This window comes from Halobellus sp. Atlit-38R (genome assembly GCF_003665925.1).
GTDB classification, from domain to species: Archaea; Halobacteriota; Halobacteria; order Halobacteriales; family Haloferacaceae; genus Haloquadratum; species Haloquadratum inordinatus.
The window spans coordinates 1-476 of the sequence record NZ_QXIJ01000280.1 but is presented as its reverse complement, the minus strand read 5'-3'; the positions used below and the strand labels follow the sequence as shown (position 1 = coordinate 476).

At 70.6% G+C, this 476-nt stretch carries 1 pseudogene; it reads right to left on the bottom strand.

The window, feature by feature from the left end:
* Window positions 1–476, bottom strand: a pseudogene (locus D3D02_RS19375) (iron transporter); the annotation flags it as partial.

The window sequence follows — 476 nt, the reverse complement described above, 5'->3', positions numbered from 1 at the left end:
TTCGAGCGTGGCCCGAACGCCCATCATCGGCAGGACGAACTCGTTGTGCGGCGTCCGCGCCGAGACGTAGAGGTACGCACCGTCGACGCCGAAGCGGGAGCCGTCGTCGACGACGAAGGCGTCGAACAGGGCGTCGGCGCTCGTCTGCCGGCCGAGGTGGCGACCGGGGAGGTCGCTGACGGCGGGGGCTTTGCCGGTCGGAACGCCCATCATCTCCATCGCCGGGACCGCGCCGCGCGACCCGGCCTCGTCGCCGAGGCGGCGCAGTTCCACGTCGTAGAGGTCGTCCGTGTCGAACGCGAACTCGAACGTCGCCGTCTCGGCCGACTCGAACCGCCCGGCGAACGAGCCGGTTCGGGAAAGCGAGGTGCCGCCGACGTGCACGCGGGCCTCGTAGTCGCCCTCGCCGTCGAGGACGTAGTTCGAGCCGTAGTGCAGCCCCATCTGCTGGGAGAGCATCGGGTAGGCGACCTCCT